This window comes from Actinoplanes sp. NBRC 101535 (assembly GCF_030269225.1).
Taxonomy (GTDB): Bacteria; Actinomycetota; Actinomycetes; order Mycobacteriales; family Micromonosporaceae; genus Actinoplanes; species Actinoplanes rectilineatus.
Map to the genome: position 1 here is coordinate 80,146 of NZ_BSSY01000012.1, position 20,086 is coordinate 100,231.

Below are 20,086 nucleotides of genomic sequence, written 5' to 3' on the forward strand. Positions count from 1 at the left end.
GGATAATCCCGATGACCGCCGTACTCGGCCTGGTCCTGTCCGGCTGCGGCGGTGCCACCTCCGACGCCGGGTCGGCGCCGAGCGGGGAGAGCAAGGGCACGGTCAACCTGGCGATCAACCCGTGGGTGGGGTACGAGGCGAACGCCGCGGTGATCGAGTACCTCCTGGAGAAGGAGCTCGGCTACACCGTCGAGACGAAGAACCTCAAGGAGGAGATCGCCTGGCAGGGCTTCGAGACCGGCGAGGTCGACGCGATCGTGGAGAACTGGGGCCATCCGGATCTGAAGAAGACGTACATCGAGGACAAGAAGGTCGCCGTGGACGCCGGGCCGACCGGCAACACCGGCGTGATCGGCTGGTACGTCCCGCAGTGGATGGTCGAGCAGTACCCGGACATCACCGACGGAGCCAACCTCAACAAGTACGCCGACCTGTTCAAGACCTCCGAGTCCGGCGCCCAGGGGCAGCTCCTCGACGGTGATCCGTCGTTCGTCACCAACGACGCCGCCCTGGTGGAGAACCTGAAGCTGAACTACAAGGTGGTCTACTCCGGCAGCGAGGCCGCGCTGATCAAGGCAGCCCAGCAGGCGACCGCGCAGAAGAAGCCGCTGCTCTTCTACTTCTACGAGCCGCAGTGGCTGTTCGCCAAGGAGAAGTACGCGCGGGTGAAGCTCCCGGCGTACACCGAGGGTTGTGACGCGGACCCGAAGAAGGTGGCCTGTGACTACCCGGACTACGTGCTGGACAAGGTGGTCAGCAAGAAGTTCGCCGACACCGGTGGTGCCGCCTACGAGTTCGTCAAGAACTTCACCTGGACCAACGACGACCAGAACCTGGTCTCCGACTACCTCACCAACCAGGGCATGAGCGCCGAGCAGGCCGCCGAGAAGTGGGCGTCCGAGCACGAGGCCACCTGGAAGTCCTGGATCCCGGCCGGGAGCTGAGCGATGCCCGGACCGAAGGTCGTGATCATCGGCGCCGGCATCGTGGGCTGTGCGCTCGCCGACGAGCTGACGGGACGTGGCTGGACCGACGTCACCGTGCTCGAACAGGGGCCCCTCTTCGTCACCGGTGGTTCCAGCTCGCATGCGCCGGGGCTGGTCTTCCAGACCAACCCGTCACGGACTCTGGCCCGGATGGCCCGTTACACCGTGGAGAAGTACTCCTCGCTGGGGTGCTTCTCCACGGTGGGCAGCCTGGAGGTGGCGACGACGCCCGAGCGTCTGGCCGAGTTGCACCGGCGTTTCGGATATGGCCAGTCATGGGAGATCTCGTCCTCGTTGGTGGACCCGGCGGAATGTGCCGCAATGTTCCCTCTGCTGGATAAATCACGTCTTCTGGGTGGATTGCACGTGCCGACCGACGGCTTGGCGCTGGCGATCAAGGCGTGCGAAGTGCAGGCTTCGCGGGCCGGCGAGCGCGGTGCCCGATTCATCGGAAACAGTCGAGTGATTGAGATCGTCTCGCGGAGAGGCCGCGTCAGCGGCGTCCGGACTGATGATCAACTTTATGACGCCGACATCGTGGTGAGCTGTGCCGGCTTCTGGGGACCGGCGATCGGCGCACTGGCCGGAGTGCCGGTGCCGCTGCTGCCGATGGCCCACCAGTACGTCCGGACCACCGGCGTCGCCGGCGTCGCCGACGGACTCCCGATCGTCCGCCACCAGGACCGCGACCTCTACTTCCGGGCACACGGCGACCGCCTCGGCATCGGCTCCTACCTGCACGAACCCATGCCCGTCAGCCTCGACGAGCTGCCCGGCGACGCGCACCCGTCGAAGCTGCCGTACACCCCGGAGACCTTCAAACAGTCCTGGTCGGCGGCGATCGAGCTGATCCCGGCGCTGCGCGGCAAGACCCTCGAGGAGGCGTTCAACGGCGTCTTCTCGTTCACCGCCGACGGCTTTCCGCTGATCGGCGAATCCCGGGACCTCCGCGGGTTCTGGACCGCCGAGGCGATCTGGGTGACCCACTCGGCCGGCGCCGCGATGGCCCTGGCCGAGTGGATGGTCGACGGCCGCTCCTCGCTCGACCTGCACGAATGCGACCTCAACCGGTTCGATGCGGCGCAACTGGCCCCGGGATACGTCCGCAAACGGGCGATCCGCAACTTCGCCGAGGTCTACGACATCGTGCACCCGCTGGACCCGCCGGCGGTGCGCAACCTGCGGGTCAGCCCGTTCCACCCCCGGCAGGCCGAGCTGGGCGCGGTCTTCGGCGAGGCCGCCGGGTGGGAACGACCCCTCTGGTACGCGTCCAACCCGCCTTCCGACGAGGCCCGGCCCCGCGACGAGTGGTCCGGCCGGCACTGGTCGCCGATCGCCGAGACCGAGGCCCGGCTGACCCGTCGCCGGGTGGCGCTCTACGACATGAGCCCGCTGACCCGGCTCGAGGTGATCGGCCCGGTCGGCTTCCTCAACGCGCTGACCAGCAGCGACGTCGACCGCCCGGTGGGTTCGGTGGTCTACACCCTGCTGCTCGACCCGGCCGGCGGCGTGGCCAGTGACGTCACCGTGGCCCGGCTCGCCGAGGACCGTTTCCAGGTCGGCGTCAACGGCCCGCTCGACCTGGACCGCCTGCTGCGGGCCGCGCCGCCCGGCGTGGTGGTCCGCGACGTCACCGGCGGCACCTGTGGACTCGGCCTCTGGGGTCCGGCGGCCCGGGAACTGGTCGCCCCGCTGACCGACATCGACGTCTCCCCGGACGCCTTCAAGTACTTCCAGGTGCGCCGCGGCTATCTGGGCATGGTGCCGGTCACCATGTTGCGGCTCTCCTACGTCGGCGAGCTGGGCTGGGAGATCTACACCGAGGCGGAGTACGGCCTGCGGCTCTGGGACACGCTCTGGGCGGCCGGCCAGGAGTACGGCCTGATCGCCGCGGGCCGGGCGGCGTTCACCAGTCTGCGGCTGGAGAAGGGCTACCGGGCCTGGGGCGTCGACATGACGACCGAGGACGACCCGTTCCAGGCCGGCCTCGGGTTCGCGGTCAGCCCCGACAAGCGGCCGGCCACCGCGCCGGACCGTCGACTGACCTGCCTGCTGGTGGCGGACACCGGGGACGTGCCGATGGGGTCCGAGCCGGTCTACGCGGGCGGCTTCGCCGTCGGTCACGTGACCAGTGCGGCGTACGGGCACACGGTCGAGTCGGTGATCGCGTACGCGTGGCTCCCGTCGGCACTCGCCGTCCCCGGGACACAGGTGGAGATCGGATACTTCGATCGGCGGCTGCTCGCCACGGTGGCGGCCGAGCCGCTGTTCGACCCGAAACACGAACGCCTCCGGCGTTAGCCTGGACAGGAGCCTGTTGTGCCTGCTTACGATGTGATCGTTGTCGGACTCGGGGGCATGGGCAGTGCCGCCGTGCACCACCTCGCCGCCCGGGGGCACCGGGTTCTGGGGCTGGAACGGTTCGGGCCGGGGCACTCGCGGGGGGCGAGCCACGGCGGCTCCCGGATCACCCGGCAGTCCTACTTCGAGGGCTCCGAGTATGTTCCGCTGCTGCTCCGGTCGTACGAGCTGTTCGACGCGCTTGCGGCGGAGTCCGGCCGCGACGTGATCACCCTGACCGGCGGCGTGATGGTGGGCCGGCCGGAGTCGAGGACCGTCTCCGGTGCCCTGGAGAGCGCCCGGCGGTGGGGCCTGGAGCACGAGATGCTCGACGCCGCCGAGCTGCGGCGCCGCTTCCCGACCATGGCGCCGCACGACGACGAGGTGGCGCTCTACGAGGCCAAGGCCGGTTTCGTCCGTCCGGAGCGGACCGTGGTGGCGCAGCTCGACCTGGCCGCGAAGCACGGCGCCGACCTGCACTTCGACGAGCCGATGGAGTCCTGGGAGCCGACCACCGGCGGCGGTGTCCGGGTGCGGACCGCGGCGGGGGAGTACACGGCCGGCCAGCTGGTGATCAGTCCCGGACCGTGGGCGCCGGGCCTGCTGGCCGACCTGGGTGTGCCGATCCGGATCGAGCGGCAGGTGCAGCACTGGTTCCAGCCGCGCGGCGGGGTGGACGCGTTCCGGCCGGAGTCGCACCCGATCTACATCTGGGAGCCGGCCGAGGGTAGCCAGATGTACGGGTTCCCGGCGATCGACGGCCCGGACGGCGGTGCCAAGATCGCGTTCTTCCGGCGGGGCTCCGACACCACGCCGGAGGGGCTGGACACCGAGGTGCACCCGGAGGAGATCGCCGAGATGGCGGCCGGCGCCGGCCGGATCCTGCCCGATCTGCCCGGTTCCTGGCTGCGCGGCGAGCCCTGTATGTACAGCACCACCCCCGACGAGCACTTCGTGATCAGCCGGCACCCGGCCCACGAGGCCGTCACCGTGGCCTGCGGTTTCTCCGGGCACGGTTTCAAATTCGTCCCGGTCGTCGGGGAGATCCTGGCCGATCTCGCCACCACCGGAGCGACGTCCCACCCGATCGACCTGTTCCATCCCCGCCGGCTCATGGAGTAGCCATGGTCAGTTCGCTCGTCCCGACTCTTCCCGGTCACTTCTACACCGATCCCGCTCTCTTCGCCCGAGAGCAGGAGCAGATCTTCGAGCAGATGTGGTTCTGCGTGATCCGGGGGGCGGACATCGCCGCCCCGGGTCAGTTCCGCACCACGACAGTGGGGCGGGAGAGCGTACTGGTCACCAGGAATCGGGACGGCGACGCGCGGGCCTTCCTGAACGTGTGCCGGCATCGGGGCGCGCAGCTGTGTGCCGACGATGCCGGCGCGGTCAAGCGGACGTTCCGCTGCATGTACCACGCGTGGTCGTACGACCTGGACGGCAAGTTGGTGGCCGCGCCGAACCTGGTGAAGATGCCGGACATCGACCGGGTCGAGTACGGCCTGCGCCCGGTGCACGTCCGGGAGTGGCTCGGTTACGTCTGGGTCTGTCTGGCCGCCGAGCCGCCGTCCTTCGAGGAGGACGTGGTGGGCGCCTGCGTCGAGCGTCTCGGCGACGTGGCGTCGATCGAGCGGTACGGCGTGGACGACCTGGTCGTCGGCCGGCGGATCCGCTACGACGTCCGGGCCAACTGGAAGCTGATCATCGAGAACTTCATGGAGTGCTACCACTGCTCGACGATCCATCCCGAGCTGGTGCACGTCCTCCCGGAGTTCGCCGGTGGGTACGCCGCGCAGTACTACGTCGGCCACGGCGCCGAGTTCGGGCCGGGCGTCACCGGTTTCACGGTGGACGGTAGTGGCGGCCTGGCCGGCATCGACACGATCAGCGCGGAGCAGGACCGGCGCTACTACGCGATCACCGTCAAGCCGCAGGTCTTCATCAACCTGGTGCCCGACCACGTGATCCTGCACCGGATGTTCCCGATGGCGGTCGACCGGACGGTCGTCGAGTGCGACTGGCTGTTCCGGCCGGACGTGGTCGCCTCCGGTGTGGATCTGGGGCCGTCGGTCGAGCTCTTCGACCGGGTCAACCGTCAGGACTTCGACGCGTGCGAGCGCTGCCAGCCGGGGATGTCGTCCCGGGCGTACGCGGACGGCGGGGTGCTGGTGCCCAGCGAGCATCACATCGGCGCGTTCCACCAGTGGGCGCGGGATAGAACCCTCGGGGGTAATTAGGAAATCTCGCCCACACGGCTCCGTGGTCTGCCCTACCTTAAGCCAGGTCTAGTCGGGCAAAACGACCGAAACGGAGCATGTAGTGCGATCTCTTCGCAAAACCAGAGTGGTGCGGGGCGGCTTCCTGGCCGCCGCCCTGCTCGCCCTGGCGGCCGTGGCGCCCCCGGCGCTCGCCGCCCCCGGCCAGGACCGCACCGTCACCCCGCTCAGCGGCGGACACCTGGACGACCTCTCGCTCAACGGCACCGCACAGGTCGTCGCGGACCGAGACGGCCGGAACCGGTTCCTGCGACTGACCAGCGGCAGCTTCCGGCAGGCCGGCTCCGCCTGGTCGACCCGGCAGATCGACCTCACGCGGTCCTTCACCACGACCTTCGTGGTCAACATGCACCGGCACGGCAAGCCCGGCGCCGACGGCATCGCGTTCGTCGTGCAGGGCACCGGCCCGCGGGCGCTCGGCGGCTGGGGCGGCGGACTCGGATACCGCGGCATCCGCCAGAGCGTGGCGATCGAGTTCGACACCTACCGCAACGGGCAGAACGACCCGGCCGGTGAACACCTGGCCGTCACCCGGGCCGGCAACCCCGACCGGCACCTGGCGACCGTGCCCGCGCCGATCCCGCTGTACGGCCGGCCGTTCCAGGTCCGCCTGAGCTACGACGCGGCCACCACCCACCTGACGGTGCACGTCCGTGCCCGCAGCAAGGGCGCGACCGAGCGGGTGGCCTTCGACCGGCCCCTCGACCTGGCCAAGGAGTCCGGCGTGACCAGCGCCTGGATCGGTTTCACCGGCAGCACCGGTGACATCACCTCGAGCCAGGACGTCTACGGCTGGACGATCGACGTCCCGTCCGCCTGAGCGAGCGCCGGCGCCGCCACGGTGGCGCCGGCCGCCTCACCGCACCACCCGAAGCCTCTCGCACCTGTTCGCCTCCGGCCCGGCCCGGGCCGACCCCACCCTGCCCGATCGGAGACAGACATGCCCACGGTCGACCGTGTGCTTCCCGGCGAGACCGGCGCCGGGCGGACCCTCGCCGGGCCACCGGCCCAGTCCCGCAAAGAACCCAAGGTCAGCGTCGTCGTACCGGCGCTGAACGAGGCCCGCAACCTGCCGCACGTGTTCGCACGGCTGCCCCGAGTGGACGAGATCCTGCTCGTCGACGGGGGTTCCACCGACGAGACGGTGGCGGTCGCCCGGCGGCTGCGCCCGGACATCGTCGTGGTCCAGCAGAACCGCCGTGGCAAGGGCAACGCCCTGGCCTGCGGATTCGCCGCCGCGACCGGCGACATCATCGTCATGATCGACGCGGACGGGTCGACCGACCCCCGCGAGATCCCGCGCTTCGTGCACGCCCTGCGCACCGGCGCCGACTTCGCCAAGGGGTCCCGCTTCCGCCCGCGCGGCGGCAGCGCCGACATCACCCGCCTGCGCCGGGCCGGCAACAAGTGCCTCAGCATGCTGGTCAACCTGCTGTACGGCACCCGCTACAGCGACCTCTGCTACGGATACAACGCCTTCTGGTCCCGGCACCTGGAGGCGTTCGACCTGGACAGCACCTCCCCGGCGCCGGACACCGCGGACGGGCGGCTCTGGGGTGACGGCTTCGAGATCGAGACCCTGCTCAACCTGCGTGCCGCCCACGCCCGGCTGACCATCGTCGAGGTGCCCAGCTTCGAGCACTCCCGGATCCACGGGGTCAGCAACCTCAACGCGTTCACCGACGGCCTGCGGGTGCTGCGCACCATCGCCCGGGAATGGCGTCCCCGCCTGGCGCTGCGCCGGCGTGCCGCCGTGGAGACCGAGCCGCTGGCTGTGGAACGGCAGGTCTCATGAGGGTCGGGATCGTCGCGAACGCCTACCACCCGGACATCGGCGGGGTGGAGACCCACGTGCGGCGCCTGGTCACCGGCCTTACCGCGGCCGGCGACGAGGTCGAGGTGATCACCCAGGCCGCCGGGCGGTCGGTCGAGACGATCGACGGGGTACGCGTCCGGCGCTTCCCGCTGACCGTCCCGGCCGGCGCCTACCGCTTCTCGGTCCCGCTCTGGCGCTGGCTGCGCGCCCACGCCGAGGAGTACGACGTCCTGCACGCGCACAGCTACCACTCGCTCGTGTCGCTCTGCGCCGCGGGCGGTGGCCGGGTGCCACTGGTCTTCACGCCGCACTACCACGGCACCGGTCACACCCGGTTCCGGGCCGCGCTGCACCCGCTCTACCGCCCGTTCGGACGGGCCGTGATGGACCGGTCCGCGGCGGTCGTCTGCGTCACCGCCGCCGAACGTGACCTGGTGCTGCGGGACTTCCCGGGCACCGCAGGCCGGACCGTGGTCATCCCGAACGGCACCGACGCGCGGCCGCCCGCCCCGCCGGTGACCGGGCGGACCCGGCGGATCCTCTGCGCCGGCCGCCTCGAGCACTACAAGCGGGTCGACCGGGTGATCCGGGCGATGCTGCACCTCGGGCCGGAGTACTGCCTCGACGTGGTGGGCGCCGGGCCGGCCGGCGACGCGTGGAACACCCTGACCGCCCGGCTCGGGCTGTCCGGCCGGGTGGTGTTCCACGGGCGCCTGGACGACGACGCGTACGCGTCCCGCGTGGACGGTGCGTCCGCGGTGGTCTCCGCCTCGGCGCACGAGGCGTTCGGGATGACCGTGGCCGAGGCGCTGGCGGCGGGCATCCCCACGGTGGCCTCGCCGATCCCGGCCCACCGCGAGGTGGCCCGGCTGGCCGGGACCGCGGTGTCGCTGCGGTTCGCCGACCCGGACGACGCGGTGCTCCTGGCGGACGCGCTCGCCGCCGCGGCCGGGACACCGCGCACCGGCACGGCCGAACTGCCCACCTGGGACGACGTGGTCGCCGCGACCCGGGACGTGTACGCCGCGGTGACCGGCCGCCCGGCGCCGCCGGCCCGGACGGCGGAAGCGGGGGCCGTCGGCCGATGAGCGCCACGACGGCCGGGATCCTCACCGGCCGGCAGAACGACGGGCCCGCCGCCTCCCCGCGGCGGGCCCGCGCCGAGGCGGTGGCCTGCGCGGTCACGCTCACCGTGGCGGGATCGGCGGGGGCGGCCGCGCTCGTCGTCGCGTACCGGCTGGCGGAGTGGGGCAGCGGCGGCGAATTCGCCTGGTTCTGGACGGGCATGCTGGTGTTCACGCTGCCGGCGGTCTTCTGGGCGGTGCGCCGTTCGTCCGGCGCCCGGCTGCGACTGGCCGTCCTGATCGGCTACGCCTGCTTCACCTACCTGCCCAAACTGCTGCGCAACCCGGCCGGCCCGCTCTTCCACGACGAGTACGCCCACTGGGGACAGAGCCACGACATCCTGCTCGACGGCCGGCTCTTCGAGCAGAACCCGATCGTCCGGGTGATCGGCGACTATCCCGGTCTGCACGCGACCGTCGCCTCGCTCGCCTCGCTCACCGGGCTCGGGGTCTGGCACGCCGCCCTGCTGGTGCTGCTGGTCGCCCACGTGCTGCTGGTGCTCGGCGTCGCCGCGCTCACCGCTCAGCTCTGGCCGGACCCGAGAGTCGCCGCGGCGGCCGCATGCGCGTACAGCCTGAACAGCTCTTTCCTCTTCTTCGACACCCAGCTGGGGTACGAGTCGCTGGCGATCACGATCCTGGTCTGGGCGCTGACCGCCGCGGTCCGGGCGGTCCGCGCCGGTGACATCCCGTCGCGTCTCGGCTGGTCCGGGCTGACCCTGCTGCTGGCCGTCACGGTCACCGCCACCCACCACCTCACCGCGATCTGGCTCACCGGTGTCCTCGGCCTGCTGGCGCTCTCACTGAGTCTGCACTGTCTCGCCGACCGCTCCCTGATCGCCGCGACCCGGACCGGCTGGGCGCTGACCTCCGTGACGGCGTCGGTGGTGGCGGTCTGGATGAGTGCCGTGTCGCCGCGTACCGACGACTACCTCGATCCCTACCTGGGACGGGCGCTGACCCAGTTCGGCGGGGTGGCCGGCGGCGGGCAGAGCGGCCGGACCCTGTTCAGCCAGTCGGTCGCGCCCTGGTGGGAGCAGGACGCCGCGTTCGCCGCCCCCGGTTTCGCCCTGCTCGCGCTGGCCGGCGCGGCGGTGCTCTGGTGGCGGTCCCGGCACGTCGCCGAGCCGCTGACCCGGGCCGCGGTGGCGGCGATGCTGCTGCTCGGCCTGCTGTACTTCCCGGCGACGCTGCTGATCCTCACCCCGTCCGGGGCGGAGGGCGCCCGCCGGTCCTGGGCGTTCAGCTACCTGGGGCTGGCGGTCGCGGCGGCCCCGCTGATCGTGGCGCTGGTGGACCGCTTCCACCGGACGGCCGGCCCCGCGCTGCTGGCGTCCTGCGCCGTGGTCCTGGTCGGCAACACCGCGGCCGGGATGAACCCGTCCTACCGGTTCCCCGGACCGCCGGTCTTCGGCTCGGACACCCGGGCCAGCACCCCGGAGGTGCTCGCCGCCGCGAACTGGCTGCGCACCACGCAGGGCCGCGGTGCCCGGCTGGTCGCGGACCGCTACACCGGGCTGATCTTCGGCTCGTACGGCGAGCAGGAACCGGCCACCGGCTCGGTCACCTTCCCGGCCTACGACCTGTACCGCATCCCGCCCGGGCGCCCGGTGCCGGCCGCCGTGCTGGAGCAGTTGCGCAGCTGGAGGTTCGAGTACCTGGTCGTGGACCGGCGGATGGCCGAGCAGGTGCCGGACATCAAGATCTACTTCGAGACGAACGAGCCGATCCCGCACGACGGGAAGCCCGGATTCACCCGGGCCCAGCTCGCCAAGTTCGACACCCTGCCCTGGCTGATCAAGGTCTACGACGGCCCGCACGTCGCCATCTACCGGTTCGACTTCGCCCGCCTCGGCAAGCGGGCGCACGGGGGCATCCGATGACCACTCTCCGTCTGCTGCTGCTCGGCGGCACCGCGCTCGCCGCCCTGATCCCGGCCACCGGGCGGCCCTGGGCGGCGCTCCCGCTGACCGCCGTCGCTCTCGGCGCCCTCGGCGAACTGTGGCTGCGCGCCCTGCCCGGGGCGCCCGGCCCGAGCCCGTTCCCGGCCGTCCGCGCCGGGCTCGCCGCCCTGACCGGCCTGGTCACCGTGCCGCTGATCGCCCTGCTGCTGCACGCGTCCGGTCTCCCGGTCCGCGCGGTTGCGCTGGTGCTCGGTGCGGCCGTGCTGACCGCCCTGCTCGGCGTCTTCGTCCTGGTCCGCGAGCGGGTGACGGTCCTGCCGCTGCCGGGCGCGCCGGTCGGGCTCCCGGCACAGCGGCGCCCGCATCCCGTCGACCGCCCGGCGTCGACGGCTCCGGACCGGCGGATCCTGCCCGGTCCGGTCCGGACCGGCCTGGCCGTCACCCTGCCGGTGGTCCTCGCCCTGGGTGTCGCGGTCGTGGCCCTGCGGGCCCTGCGGACCGGACCCCGGCCCGCCGAACCGGGCTACCTGAGCGTGGCGCTGAAGGGCTGGGCGTCGCGGGTCGGGCACCCGCTCATCGTCCCGGCCGGTGGCCTGCGCGTACCGGTCCTGGTGACCAGCGCGGGCCTGCCGGTGACCACCGCGATGGTGCGCCTGCGGGTGGGCGGAGTGGTCGTGGCCGCCCAGCCGGTGACCTTCGGCGCCGACACGGTCCGCACCCTCGACATCCGGGTGCCGGAACTGCCCGCGGACGGCTGCCTGCGCCCGGTCAGCGTCAGCGTGGGCACCTCGAGCGCCGGCTTCTACGCCGCGACCCGGCCCGGCGTCCGGGCCCAGCGGCGGATCGCATGCTGACCGCGGCGGCCGGCCGTCTCCGCGACGACTCGCTGGCCCGCAACAGCCTGCTGATCATGGCGACCACGGTGGTCAACGGCGCGCTGGGCTACGGGTACTGGATGCTCGCCGCCCGCGGCGTCACCCCCGCCCACATCGGCACCGCCACCGCGCTGATCTCGGCCGCCACCGCGGTCGGCATGCTGACGAACCTGGGCGCCGGTCACATGTTCATCCAGCGGCTGCCGGGCGCCGGCCCGGACGCCTGGTCCCGGATCGTCGGCAGCGGCCTGCTGGTGGCCGCGTCCGCCACGGCGGCGCTGGCCACCGCGACCGTGCTGGTGCTCCCCGGCCTGACGGCGTCCTTCGGGTTCCTGCGCGGCGCGGGGGAGGGCACGTCGCTGGTCGCGGCCGCGGTGGCGGTCACCCTCACCACCCTGCTCGACAACGTGTACGTGGCACACCGCTCCGGCCTCGGCATGCTGACCCGCAACCTGGCCCTGGCGGCCGGCAAACTCACCGCGCTGGCCGCCGTGCTGGCCACCGGGGCCGCCTCGTCCGGGGCGGTGCTGTTCTCCTGGGTCCTGCCGACCCTGCTGGTGAGCGCGGTGACCATCGCGGTGGGCCCCGGCCGGCTGTGTCCCGGCGCCCGGATCCGGATCGCCGGAACCCGGTCGGAGCTGCCGCACCTGCGAACCGCGCTGCTCGGCCACCACCTCGTCAACCTGGCCCAGGCCGGCCCGGCGGTCCTGCTCCCGGTCCTGGTCACCGCCCGTCTCGGCGCGGGCGCGACCGGCCACTTCTACCTGGCCTGGATGACCGCGTCGATGCTGTTCATGGTCTCGCCGGCGGTGGCTTCCGCCCTCTACGCCGAGCGGGCCAACGCCTCCCGGGTGCCGCTCTCCCGGGCCGCGCTGGTGGTCCTGGCCGTGGTCGGGGTCCCGGCCACCGTCCTGCTGGCCGCCGGTGACCGGCTGCTCGCCCTGTTCAGCCACTCCTACGCGGCGACCGGCGGACCGCTGCTGACCGTGCTGGTGCTGGCGGCGATCCCGGACGCGGTGGTCAACCTGGCCGTCGCGCACTGGCGCTCGGAGTCCGACTTCCGCCGCTGCCGTCGGCTCAACGCCGTCCGGGCCGTCTCGTGCCTCGCCCTGGCGTGGCTGCTGCTCCCGGTTCACGGCGTGACCGGCGCCGGTTACGCCTGGCTCGCGGGGCAGTCCGCGGCGGCGGTCCTGGTGGCCGCCGTCGTCCTGCACGGCGGACACGAAGTGCGCGCTCACGCGTACCCGACAGGGAAGAGCGACAAGCGATGAAGATCTTGCATCTCGCGAACCTGTACACCCCCGTGATCGGAGGGCTGGAACGCAGCATCGCCACCAGCGGCGAGGCCATGGTCCGGCGCGGACACGAGATCACCGTGCTCACCCTGGCCACCCCCGCGGCCGAGGACGACGAGGAGATCAACGGGGTACGCGTGCTGCGCGTCCCCAGCGTCGCCGGACGTCTGCTGCCCGGCCTGAACGCCGACCGTGCCAAACCGTTCCACCCGACCGCACCGGATCCGCTGACCACCGCCGCCATCGCCCGGGTGCTGCGCGCCGAACGGTTCGACCTGGTGCACAGCCACGACTGGTTGATGTACAGCTATCTGCCGCTGCACCGCCGGTTCGGTCTGCCGCACGTGCACACCGCGCACGACTTCAGCCTGACCTGCGTCCGCAAGACGTTCTCCTACGACGGCGCCCGGTGCGCCGGACCGGGGTTGTCCCGCTGCCTGACGTGCGCCGCCCAGCAGTACGGCCGCCCCCGGTCGCTGCTGCTCACCACCGCCCTGCACGCCCAGCGACACCGGGGCATCACCGCGCTGACCGCGATCTCCTCCGCGGTCGCCGACGGTGTCCGGCAGGCCCGGCTGCCGGCGGGGATGCCGGTCCGGGTGATCTCCAGTCTGGTGCCGGACGGCCTGGACACCCTGGCCCGGGACACACCCCGGCCGCTCTGGCTGCCGGACGGCCGCTACCTGCTGTTCGTCGGGCAGCTCGGCCCGCACAAGGGCATCGACGTGCTGTTCGAGGCCTACCGCCGGCTCGGCGCCACGATGGCCGACCCGCCGCGGCTGGTCTGCCTGGGCGCCCGGCGCCCGGACACCCCGCCGGAACCGCCCGGCGTGCTGATCCGCAGCGACGTGCCGCACGCGGAGGTGATGGCGGCCTGGCGCGGCGCGGCAGCGGGTGTGGTGCCCTCCCTGCTGGAGGGGATGGGCCAGGTCGCGGTGGAGGCGATGCTGGCCGGCACGCCGCTGGTCGCGTCCGCCTCCGGTGGCCTGCTCGACGTGGTCCGCGACGAGGTCGACGGCCTGCTGGCACCGCCCGGTGACGCCGGCGCCCTGCACGACGCACTGCTGCGGGTGCTCACCGATCACGACCTCGCCGGACGGCTGCGCGCCGCCGGTCACCGGCGCGGGCTGGAGTTCACCGCGGCCCGCGTCGTCCCCCAGATCGAGGAGGTCTACCGTGCCTGCATCGCAACCCGCTGAGCGGACCCGCATCCTGGTGGTCGGGTCGGGCTGGCGGTTCCTCTCCGGGATCAGCTACTACACCTGCCGGCTGAGCAACGCCCTCGCCGAACGGCACGAGGTGGGCGCGATCCTGATGCGCCGGCTGCTCCCGGCGCGGCTCTACCCGGGGCGCGGCCGGGTCGGCCACGCCCTCGCCGACCTGCGGTACGCGTCCGGCGTCCGCGTCTTCGACGGCATCGACTGGTGGGCGGCGCCCAGCCTGGCCCGCGCCGTGCGGTTCCTCCGCGAGTTCCGGCCGGACGTGCTGGTGCTGCAGTGGTGGACGGGGGCGGTGCTGCACTCGTACCTGGTGCTGGTCCTGGCGGCGCGACGGCTGGGCATCCCGGTGATCGTGGAGTTCCACGAGGTGCAGGACACCGGCGAGGCCCGGCTCGGATGGGCGGCCCGTTACGTCCGGTCCGCGATCCGGCCGCTGCTGGAGCGTACCGACGGGGTGATCGTGCACTCCGAGTTCGACCGGGAGCAGCTGAGCGTCGCGTACGACCTGGGCGCGACCCCGGCCGAGGTGGCGCTGCACGGACCGTTCGACCACCACGTCACACCCGCCGCCGGCCGGACGCCGGACGGGACGCGCCGTCTGCTGTTCTTCGGGACGATCCGGCCGTACAAGGGCCTCGAGGACCTGATCGAGGCGTTCGGGCGGCTCGGACCGGACCATCACCTGACCGTCGTCGGCGAGACCTGGGAGGGCTGGACCCTGCCCGTCGAGATGATCGCGGCCTCGCCGGCCCGGGACCGGATCCGCCTGGTCAACCGCTACGTGCCGGACGCCGAGGTGCAGGAGCACTTCGCCGCGGCGGACATCGTGGTGCTGCCGTACCGGCGGAGTTCGGCGAGCGGGCCGCTGCACATCGCGATGAGCCACGGGCTGCCGGTGGTGGTGACCCCGGTCGGCGGGCTGACCGAGGCGGCCGGACGGTACAGCGGGACGGTGTTCGTGCCGCCCGGGCAGCCCGCGGAGATCGCCGACGGGATCGGCCGGGCCGCCGGACTGATCGGCCGGCGGCACGTGGATCCGTCGTCGTGGGGGCAGACCGTCGACGCCTACACCCGGCTCCTGGCACGTATCGGCGTCGGTCAGGAGATGGCGACGTCGTCGTACCAGACCGAACCGTCGTTGTCGCCCGACTTGAGGTGAAGCTGCACGCTGGTGGCGCCGGCCGGGGCCACCGCGTCCACGGTCAGCCGCGTCCAGCCGCTGGTGCCCTTGGCGACCTGCTTCGACGAGTTCTGGCCGAGCCACTTGTCGTTGATGTCGAACCAGCTCAGCGCCATCTCGTTGGAGCCGGTGACGTTCTGGCCGCGGGCCCACGCCTCGGCGTGCCAGGACTGGCCGGCCTGCACCGGGGTGATCGGCGAGACGCGTACCGACGGGATGGTGGTGGCGGTCCGTTCGGTACGCGTGAAGCGCACCGACGACGTGCCGGTCCGCGCCGCCCCCTTGACCCGGATCGCGGCGCCCTCGTCGGCCAGGTACGGCCGCCACGGCGAGTTGCCCGGGGCGGCCTCGAAGCCCAGGTCCAGGATGCTGTTGTCGATCGTCCGGCCGGCCCACGCGTTCTGCACCACGGCGGCGGCCGGCTTCGCGGTGTCGTCCGGTCGGTACAGGCCGAACCTGTACTGTGCGGGCATCTTCGACACCGCCGAGTTGCCCGGGATCGCGCCGTCGTTGAAGTCGTACAGGGTCCACGGTGCGACCGAGCGGACCCCGGCCACCTGGGCGGCCCGGAACACCCGGGCCAGGTAGACGGCCTGGTCGCCCTCGCTCGACGTCTCGGTGCTCAGGCCGGTCTCGCCGATCACGATCGGGGACGGGCTGACCGCGGCCTGCGCCCGCCGGATCTCCGCCAGGGAACGCTCGGAGCTGCCGTAGAAGTGGAAGTCGTAGAAGTCGAGCGGGGCGGCGGCCAGCAGGGACTTGATCTTCCCCAGTCCGGCCGCGCCGGTCTGCCCGTCGGTCGACATCGACAGCGGCATGGTGGGGGCGGCGGCCCGGACCGACGGGATCAGCTTCTTCACCCAGGACACCCCGGCGGTGTCGTTCGGGGCGAACTCGTTCTTCAGCTCGACCGAGAGGACCCGCGGGTCGGTCGCGTACGGCGCGATGACGGCCTTCGCCCAGGCGGCGCTGCCGGTCGCGTCCGCATAACCGGACCACCAGTCGAACAGGGTGAACTTGACGGTCAGCCCGGCCGCGCCGGCGATGCTGACGAACTTGCGCAGGCGTTCCGTGTACTCGGCCTTCGGGGCCGGATATCCGAACGCCTGCGGGAAGATGATCACCCGGACGTTGTCGGCGCCCAGCGTGGCGGCCTTGGTCAGGTCCGCCTCGATCCGGACCGCGTCGAACCGGGTCCACATCGCGGACCAGCCGGCGTCCGACGGGTAGTAGTTGATCGTCTTGGCGACCAGTGAGGCGTTCAGCCGCCCGGTCAGCGTCGGTCCGACGGTTTTGGTCACCACCGGTTTTGTTGCGGCCGGTTTTGTTGCGGCCGGCTTGGTTACGGCCGGCTTGGTTACGGCCGGTTTCGTCGCCGGCTTCGTGGTTTTCGACGGTGTCGGCTTCGGGGTGGGGGCGGCGTACGCCGCGGACGGCATCAGGCCGATACCGGCGGCGAGGGCGGAAGCCAGGACCGCGGCGAAGTGGCGAGCGTTCTTCACGGTGTGAGGAGGTCCTTTCGTCCGGGGCCGTTCGCGGTCGTTACCTGAACGATCGGTCGCCGCGCCCCTGACGAAAGGATCCCTTCGATGCGGATCGGTTGCGCACGGTTGCGCAAAGTGCTCCCGGAATTCAGCCTGGGTAGTGCCTCGGGGTGTACACCGCGGTCGTGCCGTCGCCCCTGGTCATCGCCTTGGTCTGCGACGATCCGACGATCAGTAGGCACCGCATGTCGACGGTCTCCGGGTCGAGTGCGCCCAACGTGGTGATCCGCACCGATTCGTCCGGTCCGCCGACGTCCCGGCCGACCACCACCGGCGTCTGCGGCGCCCGGTGCGCCAGCAGCAACTGCCGGGCCTGGACCAGCTGCTCCCGGCGGGTCTTCGACGCCGGGTTGTAGATCGCGATGACCAGGTCGGCGGAGGCCGCCGCGTCCAGGCGCGCCTCGATCGCCGACCACGGCTTGAGCCGGTCGGAGAGCGACAGGATGCAGAAGTCGTGCCCGAGCGGGGCGCCGGCCCGGCTCGCCACGGCCTGCGCCGCGGTCAGCCCCGGAACCACCCGGATCGGCACGTCCTTCCACTGCTCGTCCTCGGCCACCTCGAGCACCGCGGCGGCCATCGCGAAGACCCCCGGGTCACCGGACGAGACGACCGCCACCCGGCGGCCCCGCTTCGCCAGATCCAGGGCGAACGCGGCGCGCTCGGCCTCCACCCGGTTGTCCGAGGCGTGCCGGCGCTGCCGCGGGTTCGGCGGCACCCGGTCGATGTAGGTGGTGTAGCCGACCAGGTCGTCGGCGGCGGCCAGCGCCTGCTGCGCCTCCGGGGTCAGCCAGCTCCGGTCGCCGGGACCGAGACCGACCACGGTCACGCCGCCCTCGCCGGGCGCGCGCTCGACGACCGCGTCCTCCAGGCTGACCATGCTGCCCGAGGCCGCCGGGCTGGGCAGCAACGCCAGCGAGAAGTACGGCACGGTGGCCGGGTCCACGTCGCGCAGCGGAGCGGTCCGCTCCTGGGCGGTGGTGGCGCGTTCGACGTACCAGGCGTCGTCGAGCCGGCCGGCCCGTTCCAGGGCGTCCCGGACACCGGGGAAGGTACGGCCCAGCTTCATCACGGCGGCCGAGTCGGTGCCGGCCAGCCGGGCGGCCAACTCGTCGGGGGAGAGCGTGCCGGGCAGCACGGTCAGCACCTCGTCGCGTTCCATCAGCGGACGCCCGAGGACGGCCGACGCGGCGCTGACCGACGTGATGCCGGGGACGACCGTGGTGTCGTAGCGGTCGGCCAGACGCTTGTGCATGTGCATGTAGGACCCGTAGAAGAACGGGTCGCCCTCGGCCAGCACCACCACGGTCCGGCCGGCGTCCAGGTGCGCGGCGAGCCGGGCCGCCGACGCGGCGTAGAACTCGTCGATCGCGCCCTGATAACCACCCGGGTGATCGGTGGTCTCGGTGGTCACCGGATAGATCAGGGGCTCCTCGATCTGCCCCTCACGCAGGTAACCGGCGGCGATCGCGCGGGCGTTGCTGCGCCCGTGCCGGGCCGCGTGGTAGACCACCACGTCGGCCTCGCCGATCAGCCGGGCCGCCTTGACGGTGACCAGGTCGGGGTCGCCGGGGCCGAGCCCGACGCCGTACAGCTTTCCAGGGGTAGGGGTGTCCACCATCAACCTATTCCGCTTCCGAGGCGAGAGCGTTCACCGCGGCCGCGGTCATCGCGCTGCCACCCCGCCGTCCCCGCACGATCAGATATTCCAGACCCGACGCCGCCAGAGCCTCTTTGGACTCGGCCGCGCCGATGAAACCGACCGGGATGCCGAGCACCGCGGCCGGCCGGGGCGCACCCGCGTCGATCATCTCCAACAGCCGGAACAGGGCGGTCGGCGCGTTGCCGATCGCCACCACCGCACCGCCCAGCCGGTCGCCCCACAGATCCATCGCGGCCGCGCTGCGGGTGTTGCCGATCCGCTCGGCGATGCCGGGCACCGACGGGTCGCGCAGCGTGCACACCACCGCGTTGCCGGCCGGCAGGCGCTTGCGGGTCACCCCGGACGCCACCATCTCCGCGTCGCACAGGATCGGGGCACCGTCGAGCAGCGCCTTGCGGGCGGCCACCGCCAGCCCCGGGCTGTAGTCCACGTCGTCGACCAGGTCGACCATGCCGCAGGCGTGGATCATCCGGACCACCACGCGGGCCACGTCCTGCGGGAACCGGGCGAGGTCGGCCTCGGCCCGGATGGTCGCGAACGACCGCCGGTAGATCTCCGCGCCGTCGCGTTCGTACTCCATCACGCTGTCCTCGCCGCCGCCACCAAGTCTCCCAGCTCCTGCTCTTCTCGCACGGGTGCGTCATCCACCCGGTAACCGTCAGTCGTCGCCTCGACGCGGACATGCCGTCCCATCGGGCTGCCGCAGCCCCGTTCGCAACCCACCCAGTGCACCGGCAGGCCGTCCACGAACCGGCTCGCGGTCGCGGCGTCGGCGCGCACGTCGGCCCGCGACCTCGCACAGCCCGGCAGCCCGGCGCAGGCGGTCACCCCGACCCAGCGTGAGTCTGCCGCGGTGGCCAGGCCGGCCGCGATCAGGCGTTCGGTCCAGGCGGCCGCCGCGCTCCGGCTCAGATCGGCCACGATCACCCCACGCCAGGGGGTCACCACCAGCTGATCGGCCGCTTCCAGGACCTCCATGGGTACGGGCGTGAGCCGGCCCAGTGGCACCAGCGCCCCGGCCGCGTATCCGCCGTCCGGCTGCTCCAGCACGCCGAGAAGCCCGCCGGGCTCGACGGCCGGGACCGGCGCCGCCACCGCCACCGGCTCGGTGACCAGGCCGAGTCGCCCGGTGACCCGGGCCGGCCCGTCGTCGAGTTCCCGCAGGCGCCACACGGCCGGGCCGTCACCCCGCTGGGCCTCCCGTTCGGCCAGGAAGGCGTGCGCGGCGGCGACCATCGTGGACACCACCCGGTCCGCGGCGACCCGCAGCCCGGTGTCGTGGCCGGCGAACCGGATCGCGAACCGGTCACCCGCCGGAACCGCTGCCACGTCCGAGGCGATCGGGACGACGCCGATCGCGAAAAGGAACTTCCCGGGAAGGCGGGGCAGGCCCGGATCCGCCAGGATCGCGTCGTCCAGCCGTGCCACCAGAGCGCGGAGCCCCGGTCCGGCCAGCGGCGGCGCCGCGATGTTGCGTACCGGATCGTGGGTGAGGGAGGGGAGGAGCCCGGCATCGCGCAAGCGGGCCGCCAGGATCTCCGCGCCCTCCGCTTGCAGGCCTCTGATCTGCAGGTTCGCCCGTGAGGTCAGCTCCAGGCAGCCGTCGCCGAGCTCCTGCGCCAGCACACGCAGTGCGCGCAGCCGGCCGCCGGTGAGCATGCCGCCGACCAGCCGGACGCGCGCCACCAGGCCGTCGGCCGCGGGATGCAGCCGCAGCGCTCCGGGGCAGGCGTCGGTGTCGGACGTTCTCAGCAGGCGGGCCACGGCCCGGATCCTACGTGCGAGCGCCGATCATGAGGCATCCTCGGGTCGGCAGGGTCGCGAAGCGCACCCCGCCTTGACGCCGGGTGTCGCGGTTCGGAAAGG

General features: G+C 72.5%; 16 protein-coding genes. 12 read left to right on the forward strand and 4 right to left on the reverse strand.

Translation table 11 applies throughout. From position 1 onward, the window contains the following. The first annotated feature begins 11 nt into the window (after positions 1 to 11). The 12 genes from QSK32_RS29420 (at position 12) to QSK32_RS29475 (ending at position 14,995) form a co-directional block, all read left to right on the forward strand. A complete protein-coding gene (locus tag QSK32_RS29420; RefSeq protein WP_245673967.1) occupies positions 12 to 944 on the forward strand; it encodes an ABC transporter substrate-binding protein in 933 nt (310 codons plus the stop codon). Between the two features lie 3 nt (positions 945 to 947). Beyond that, complete coding sequence (locus QSK32_RS29425) at positions 948 to 3,287, forward strand: GcvT family protein (RefSeq protein ID WP_285473764.1); 2,340 nt, start codon at positions 948 to 950, stop codon at positions 3,285 to 3,287. A gap of 18 nt (positions 3,288 to 3,305) precedes the next feature. Beyond that, a complete protein-coding gene (solA, locus tag QSK32_RS29430; RefSeq protein WP_285473765.1) occupies positions 3,306 to 4,448 on the forward strand; it encodes an N-methyl-L-tryptophan oxidase in 1,143 nt (380 codons plus the stop codon). 2 nt (positions 4,449 to 4,450) lie between these two features. Then, on the forward strand, positions 4,451 to 5,563 hold the full coding sequence (locus QSK32_RS29435) for an aromatic ring-hydroxylating oxygenase subunit alpha (RefSeq protein ID WP_045742835.1): 1,113 nt from the start codon (positions 4,451 to 4,453) through the stop codon (positions 5,561 to 5,563). 82 nt (positions 5,564 to 5,645) lie between these two features. Continuing rightward, the gene (locus QSK32_RS29440; RefSeq protein WP_045742836.1) at positions 5,646 to 6,422 is read left to right on the forward strand and encodes an L-type lectin-domain containing protein; all 777 of its coding nucleotides are present in this window, start codon (positions 5,646 to 5,648) and stop codon (positions 6,420 to 6,422) included. Between the two features lie 120 nt (positions 6,423 to 6,542). Beyond that, on the forward strand, positions 6,543 to 7,397 hold the full coding sequence (locus QSK32_RS29445) for a glycosyltransferase family 2 protein (RefSeq protein WP_052720501.1): 855 nt from the start codon (positions 6,543 to 6,545) through the stop codon (positions 7,395 to 7,397). Continuing rightward, on the forward strand, positions 7,394 to 8,506 hold the full coding sequence (locus QSK32_RS29450; RefSeq protein ID WP_285473766.1) for a glycosyltransferase family 4 protein: 1,113 nt from the start codon (positions 7,394 to 7,396) through the stop codon (positions 8,504 to 8,506). The genes QSK32_RS29445 and QSK32_RS29450 overlap by 4 nt, the downstream gene beginning before the upstream one ends. Further along, positions 8,503 to 10,425: a hypothetical protein gene (locus QSK32_RS29455; protein ID WP_285473767.1), complete on the forward strand. Its 1,923-nt coding sequence runs from the start codon at positions 8,503 to 8,505 to the stop codon at positions 10,423 to 10,425. The genes QSK32_RS29450 and QSK32_RS29455 overlap by 4 nt, the downstream gene beginning before the upstream one ends. Then, positions 10,422 to 11,300 (forward strand): hypothetical protein, encoded by an 879-nt coding sequence (locus QSK32_RS29460; protein WP_285473768.1) that lies wholly within the window; start codon positions 10,422 to 10,424, stop codon positions 11,298 to 11,300. Before QSK32_RS29455 ends, QSK32_RS29460 begins: the two co-directional genes overlap by 4 nt. Then, on the forward strand, positions 11,294 to 12,592 hold the full coding sequence (locus QSK32_RS29465) for a lipopolysaccharide biosynthesis protein (RefSeq protein WP_285473769.1): 1,299 nt from the start codon (positions 11,294 to 11,296) through the stop codon (positions 12,590 to 12,592). The genes QSK32_RS29460 and QSK32_RS29465 overlap by 7 nt, the downstream gene beginning before the upstream one ends. After that, positions 12,589 to 13,815: a glycosyltransferase family 4 protein gene (locus QSK32_RS29470; protein ID WP_285473770.1), complete on the forward strand. Its 1,227-nt coding sequence runs from the start codon at positions 12,589 to 12,591 to the stop codon at positions 13,813 to 13,815. Before QSK32_RS29465 ends, QSK32_RS29470 begins: the two co-directional genes overlap by 4 nt. Next, positions 13,793 to 14,995, forward strand: a complete 1,203-nt coding sequence (locus QSK32_RS29475; protein ID WP_045742842.1) for a glycosyltransferase — start codon at positions 13,793 to 13,795, stop codon at positions 14,993 to 14,995. The genes QSK32_RS29470 and QSK32_RS29475 overlap by 23 nt, the downstream gene beginning before the upstream one ends. Here the strand turns inward: QSK32_RS29475 and QSK32_RS29480 are convergent. From QSK32_RS29480 to QSK32_RS29495, 4 genes are all read right to left on the reverse strand, one after another. Continuing rightward, complete coding sequence (locus QSK32_RS29480; RefSeq protein WP_285473771.1) at positions 14,935 to 16,518, reverse strand: cellulase family glycosylhydrolase; 1,584 nt, start codon at positions 16,516 to 16,518, stop codon at positions 14,935 to 14,937. The genes QSK32_RS29475 and QSK32_RS29480 overlap by 61 nt on opposite strands. 130 nt (positions 16,519 to 16,648) lie before the next feature. Continuing rightward, positions 16,649 to 18,178: a precorrin-2 C(20)-methyltransferase gene (locus tag QSK32_RS29485; protein ID WP_045742877.1), complete on the reverse strand. Its 1,530-nt coding sequence runs from the start codon at positions 18,176 to 18,178 to the stop codon at positions 16,649 to 16,651. A 4-nt stretch (positions 18,179 to 18,182) separates the two neighbouring features. Beyond that, complete coding sequence (locus tag QSK32_RS29490) at positions 18,183 to 18,800, reverse strand: precorrin-8X methylmutase (RefSeq protein WP_285473772.1); 618 nt, start codon at positions 18,798 to 18,800, stop codon at positions 18,183 to 18,185. Beyond that, complete coding sequence (locus tag QSK32_RS29495) at positions 18,800 to 19,984, reverse strand: ferredoxin-like domain-containing protein (protein WP_285473773.1); 1,185 nt, start codon at positions 19,982 to 19,984, stop codon at positions 18,800 to 18,802. The genes QSK32_RS29490 and QSK32_RS29495 overlap by 1 nt, the downstream gene beginning before the upstream one ends. Positions 19,985 to 20,086 lie beyond the last annotated feature (102 nt).